The 6,101-nt window shown below is 29.7% G+C and carries 6 protein-coding genes and 1 pseudogene; 1 reads left to right on the top strand and 6 read right to left on the bottom strand.

Annotation, left to right across the window (positions count from 1 at the left end):
• Positions 1–98: 98 nt before the first annotated feature.
• From ACMZ6U_RS08785 to ACMZ6U_RS08765, 5 genes are all read right to left on the bottom strand, one after another.
• Complete coding sequence (locus ACMZ6U_RS08785) at positions 99–1,451, bottom strand: sensor histidine kinase (protein ID WP_416108001.1); 1,353 nt, start codon at positions 1,449–1,451, stop codon at positions 99–101.
• 11 nt (positions 1,452–1,462) lie between these two features.
• A complete protein-coding gene (locus ACMZ6U_RS08780; RefSeq protein ID WP_416107999.1) occupies positions 1,463–2,200 on the bottom strand; it encodes a response regulator transcription factor in 738 nt (245 codons plus the stop codon).
• 112 nt (positions 2,201–2,312) lie between these two features.
• The gene (locus tag ACMZ6U_RS08775; protein WP_416107997.1) at positions 2,313–2,543 is read right to left on the bottom strand and encodes a LytTR family DNA-binding domain-containing protein; all 231 of its coding nucleotides are present in this window, start codon (positions 2,541–2,543) and stop codon (positions 2,313–2,315) included.
• Positions 2,544–3,037: 494 nt separating this feature from the next.
• Complete coding sequence (locus tag ACMZ6U_RS08770; protein WP_115131179.1) at positions 3,038–3,304, bottom strand: DUF3884 family protein; 267 nt, start codon at positions 3,302–3,304, stop codon at positions 3,038–3,040.
• A gap of 34 nt (positions 3,305–3,338) precedes the next feature.
• Positions 3,339–4,463, bottom strand: coding sequence for a glycosyltransferase family 2 protein (locus tag ACMZ6U_RS08765; RefSeq protein ID WP_416107994.1), 1,125 nt, complete (start codon positions 4,461–4,463; stop codon positions 3,339–3,341).
• 341 nt (positions 4,464–4,804) lie between these two features.
• Between ACMZ6U_RS08765 and ACMZ6U_RS08760 the strand changes: the two are divergent.
• Positions 4,805–5,058: pseudogene (locus tag ACMZ6U_RS08760) on the top strand (IS110 family transposase); the annotation flags it as partial.
• Between the two features lie 284 nt (positions 5,059–5,342).
• Here the strand turns inward: ACMZ6U_RS08760 and traF are convergent.
• Positions 5,343–6,101 (bottom strand): conjugal transfer protein TraF (gene traF, locus ACMZ6U_RS08755; RefSeq protein WP_416107992.1); only part of this gene is annotated, 759 nt, incomplete at its 5' end.

The raw sequence follows: 6,101 nt of genomic DNA, 5'->3' as shown, positions 1-6,101 counted from the left end.
TAAATTGTTAATTTATCTTCATAACTTAATTTCATACAAAAAGCACCCCAATTGTTAGATTTTGTGTCTAACTTTTGGGGTGCAGTTCAGTTACATGTTTATCTAAGCGTCTTTTTATTTATTTCCAAAGTTTGAGAAAATTTATGTTCATTATTCTGCGTTTGAATCGATACATTTGGATAACGTTCCATAATCTTCATAACATTATAAAGTCCAACACCTCTTTTACTTCCTTTTGAGCTACAACCATAACTGTAAAGATCGTTTGTTGAAACATATAATTTTGGGCTAGAGTTTTCGATGACAAAGGATTGATAATTTTCAAAAAGTAAATAAGCAATTTGTATCTCTGGTTTTTCTGTCTCCGTTGCTGCTTCTATTGCATTATCGCATAGAATTGAAACAATCGTTATAAAATCAACCAAATCCATTCCCTGAGGCTTAATAACTTCAGGAACTTCCAACCTAATATCAATCCCAAACTCACGGGCCTGACTAAATTTAGCTGCCAAAAGACTTTTGAGAGCAGAATTATCAATATTTGATAGTCTAGCAATATCAAACTTATGGCCCCTCAAAGATTTATTTGAATCTTTGAGTACCGACTGGTAGATATCTTCAATTAAATTTATATCTTTATTCTCAATTCCTAACTTCAAAGTTGTTAAAAGGTTAGCATAGTCATGTCGAAAACTACGAACTTCCTTATAGAGTCCTTCAACTTGGTTGCTATAATTTTCCATGTTTATTAATTGTAGTTCTTGTTGAAATTGAATCTGTTCTTGATAATGAATTTTCAATCGCCTATCGAGTTGATTAATAATGCCAATAAAAATAAGTAACTCAATGCTAACTAACAATCTTCTGAGACTAAGTGTATCGATGTTTAAATCAAATTCCTGATAAGTTAGTAATTCTATACTAAAAAAATAAAAAATCGTATTTATATTAGCAACACGAAGAAGTTGCTTTTCCTTAATGTCCAAGGCTCTATTCTTTAATTGTTTGAAATCATATCCTGACCACCTTATAAACCACATAGCACCGATAAAAGAGGAAAAATAAAAAACTATCCAGTAAGATGTTATTTCTAACATACTATTATCCCAACCCCAAATTGGAAAAAGGAAAAAAGAATGGAAACGATAAAAAAGGTTTTGTAAAATGGATGATGACAGACCATAAAAAAGAATTAATGAAATGGGTAGTCCTCTCATATAAACAAAAGCTAAAATACTAATTCTAAATGGCTCTAATAGGTAATCTAGTATGCTAAATTTGCTGTAAAATGACTGCTCTAAAAAAGTTAAAATAGTTGGAAAAAGTAAATAAATTAACAAAACTAAAGGACAATCCTTTATTGTAAATTTTCTTCCAGAAATTCTAGAAAATAAAACAATATCAACTGCTATTCTAAATATGACACTTATTAAATCAATGGCTAGATCCATCATTTCTCCAATCAATGCAAGTCTTTTATAGATTTCAGTAGAAGATTTAATTTATGTCTCGCTACCAGACAGGTAGAACCGTCTTTTAAATAAGCAATCCGTTCATGTCTATCGACCTTTATAATATTCGATGGGTTAACAAGATATGACCTATGGCACTGTAATAAGCGCTTATCTTTCTTCATAACATCCGATAAACTAGCTGTAAATTCCATTCTATCATTTGTCGTATGAAGAATAACACGGTGTGGACGTGGAGATGTTTCTATATAAAGTAGGTCATTAAAAGGATACTGGATTTGGTTATATCTTGATTCAAAATAAAAGAAATCTTCTGCTACCGTCTTGCTATCTCTGGTTTGTGTATATAAGATGCTATCTTCAATACGCTGTTCAAAATCAAGGGTATCCAACTCTTTATCAATATAGTCTAGGGCTTTAATTTGATACCTAAAAGACAAAGACATAAATTCCGAATGCGTTGTCACAAAAACAACATGAGCTCGAGAATCTTTAGTAGTGATTTTTTTAGCCACTTCTAAGCCCTTCATTTCTTCATTGTTTATTTCAATATCCAAGAAAAATAATTGAATGGTCCCCTTATCTTCAGAAGCAGCCAACAATTGATCTGGTTTACCATATACTTCAAATCTCCTAAGTGGTATCTTGTGTTTCGTAGTAATTTTCTGAATAATCTTTTCCATTCTTGTCTGTTGTGCAAAATCATCCTCTAGCACAAAAATGTTCATCTTATTTCTCCTTATCTGTTAACCATGACTGTAACAGGTATTTATAACGTCTCCTTGAGAAAGACACTCGCATATCATCTGAACTTTTCAAGATTACTGTTTTATTACTAAACTAAATTTCTTTAATCTTAGAAACATTCACTAAACAACTTCTATGACACCTTACAAGATAGTTCGGATAACATTTCTCTAGGTTATTTAGATTATCAAAAAAATCAAATGTACCAACATCTGTCATCATTCTTAAATTGTGAGGTTTAGTAGGATGAGTTTCAATATAATACACACTTGATAAAGGAAGTTTCTTATAGTTACGATTTATTCTAAAAACAATAGCAGTCATGTATATACCCCCCTAAAGAAAGGATATCATAGTAGTAGTCGTCTGATACGAGGAAATCCTAAACAGTTACTTAAACTTCCTAAATGGAAAATTACCGTTAAAAATAATATAACAAAATAGTAAATAAACATAAATATAATTTTGAGAAAAAATCACATTATGAAAGAAAAAATATAAAAAATGGACGAAAATATCGTCCATTTCATTAAAATATCCCTATTCTTTCATTAATGTTATTTGCAAACCTTCCTCATATATGCACATGAACTACCCGGATTAGATGTTCCAAGTGCTCCTAAAATAGTGTCATGCGCGCACGTAGCAATTGCTAATTTACACCTCGTACTTGTGGCTCCACCGCTTAATTCTTCTAATAGCTCACTAGACATCAATTTATAATCATCAATTTTTTTTATCAGTTACCTCCCGAATAATAAAGCTATGAAATATAATAGAGAATAAGAATAATTAATAACAAACGAAAAAGAATTTTCTCAAAGTGGTAATTCATGATTAGTCGAAAATGGAATATAATCTTTATAAAACTCCACCTTATCAATCTCTTCTGATTTTAAATTACTCAATATCATATTCTTAAATTCTTCCTTAGGAATCTCAGTATGACAAATCCATCTTTTCCCTGTAGTAATAAACCAGGTACCTATTTTATTGAATTCCTTACTGAACAATGGCGTCTCTGATAATGATGAAAAGTCCACAATATAAACTTCTTCAAAAGATTTTCCATATAGTTTCTTCATAAACATTATTTGCTCCCCCTCTATATTTCTCTTATTATTTAAGCCAATCATCAATAAAATTTTTATTTAAAAAATATGTGATATCATTATCCTTTTTATTTAGTTCATTAAAAATATTCTTGCTTTTCTCTGGGAAACCTCCTAAAAATAAAAATGTAGCTAAAAGGGAATGTTTAGCATTTTTTGAAAATATATTATCACTATCGTCTGAATTTACAAAGTCATTTAAAAATTGTGCTAGCTTAAAACTGCCATATTCCAAATATTTTTTTATTTCGTAACAATACTTTAAATATATAACATCTTCAAGTGAGCAACATTTTGATTCAATGATTTTTAGTAGATATAAAAATGTTTCATCACCATCGGTTTCTAATGTTTTATACATTAATAACAACAAAATCTTAACAGAATAATAATTCCAAATATAATTACTTTCCGAAATATCGTTTTCATCATTAATAATAGCTTGCTTACTATAACTTAGCATCTGTTGAAATGATAGATTTTTAAAATTATCTCTTAAGAATAAATATCCCCATCTACTATCATAAGGATAGTCTTTCATTGTCTCTAGCAATAGAGAATTATAATATTCTATCTTTTTTTGACTTACTCTTTTAATTCCAAATATGTTTAATTTTATATTAGCATATGAAACTTCTTGATTTTCCGAATAAAATGTTTCATGAACCCTTCCTTTATATTTTAAGTTTGACGAATTTTTTACTACCTTACCAGTCTTATATGAATCTTCCCCTCTAATGACATTTAAGTTAAAAACTGTGTCATTAAAATCATCAATGGAAATTAAATATGTCAATAAAAACTTTAAAATAGTGTTTTCTTCAATAATTTCATCAGCATCCAATATAAGTAACCAAGCTGATGTTGCTTTAGAAATAGCATAATTTCTTGCTTTAGAAAAATCGTCACACCAAGTGAAATGAAAGACCTTTATCTTTGAATTTTTAAGCTCTCGAATTTTAGTCAATGTATCATCAGTTGATCCAGTATCTACAATAATAATTTCATCAACTAGCGAATTAACGCTTTTAATACTGCTTATGATATGTTTTTCTTCATTCCTCACAATATAGACACATGAAATCGTAGTTGGATGATTCAAATAATCTAAAGTATTAATTTTTTGAATCATTTTTTCATTATTATCATCGTTTCTCGTTTCTTCCCAATCTTCCGAATTCAGTAATCCTTGAATTTGTTTTAAAGCATTAAAGTCCTCTAAAGATCTCTCTAATTCTTTTTATGATCTTCTAACCTTTTATTAGAAACTAGAGGATTAATGAGACACATCAATTCTTATCCTCCTATGTAATGCTTAAATAATATATATCAAAAAATATCACTATACATAACGCAAAATCCTAAACTGTCACCGAATCGTCCTAAATGGTTATTTTATTTGAAGGAATACGGAAAAAAGAGCAAAAATGAACTGCACCCCAAAAGTTAGACACAAAATCTAACGATTGGGGGTTAGCTCAGCCTTTACCAGAATACGAGATTATTCTTTCTATCCCAGGTATCACAGAAACAACTGCAATAAATTTTATAGACGAAATCGGAGATATTCGCCATTTTCAGTCTGCCAATCACATTAATGATTTTATTGGGATTAATCTTAAACACTATGAATCTGGCAACTCTCTCAAGAGCATATTACCAAACGTGGGAAACCTTATGATCGAAAGATTCTTCTCAAGTGTATCCATAACATTACTTCAGTTAATACCTTGATATCCTTGACAAAAGGTAGAAAAGTACTGAGTTCTGTGCAATACGCAACTATATCCTTAGCTTAAATAGAATATCTAACTTTTTAGAGTCACTTCAAATGACATAGCATTCTTTTTTAATGATATTTATATAGTTTTCAAATTATTACAATTAAACAACAGATAATGCACACTGCAAAGCAATTATCGTATATTTTTGATGATTAATCAATATTATAGGAAAATTATTAAACAACATTACTCATAAAGAGAGCAGAAAATTTAATGTTAACTTTATTCTAGTTTTTACTCTTTCGTTCAGATTCTCTATTATTTACAAGTAGTCCAATAACTGCAAAAATAAAACCCAAAAAGGCTTTTAAACCGATAGATGCTTCGTTTTCTCCCGTTTCTGGTAAGTTCTTCTTGTCAAGAAATCCATCAGAGCTCGTGCTATGATATACAGTAGAATCCACATTTAGAAGTACCCAATTTTTTGGCGCTATTTTTTTATCTAATCTATATGGCTTTTTAGAAAACTGGAAAATCTCTTCTTTAATATCTGTTTTTCTAGGCTTATTTGGTAGAATAGTACTTTCATAATCAATCTTTTCTTCAATTTGAATGTTAGTTTTATCAATAGAAGCTTCACTTCCACTCCCAGCCCTTTCTGCCTCATCAGGTAAAGCTGCTTCTTCCGAATCAGAGGTTATTAATAAATTCTTAGGAGCAATTCCTAAAAATAAATAATCATAAAGCTCTTGAGCATTGATTCCTCCACCAATCCATCCTAAAATAGCTACGCCATTATTAATAACCAATACAGTTGGAATCCCTGGAATACCGATAGTACTAAACAATAAATCTCTCGCTCTGTCATCAAAATCTTCTCCATCAAGATCATAATATTCAATACTACCACCTACTAATTGATTGAACTCTTTTAAAACTGGTGAAAATTGACGACAATAATAGCATGTTTTCCTTCCAAAATACAAGATATGAGATAAACTGTCTTCAGAAATAGATGTTTCGACATCTTTAATACTGATTTTCTT

The organism is Streptococcus pluranimalium (assembly GCF_047785745.1).
GTDB classification, from domain to species: domain Bacteria; phylum Bacillota; class Bacilli; order Lactobacillales; family Streptococcaceae; genus Streptococcus; species Streptococcus pluranimalium_B.
Note: the sequence above shows the minus strand (reverse complement) of the source record. Positions and strands in the feature narration are given on the sequence as shown.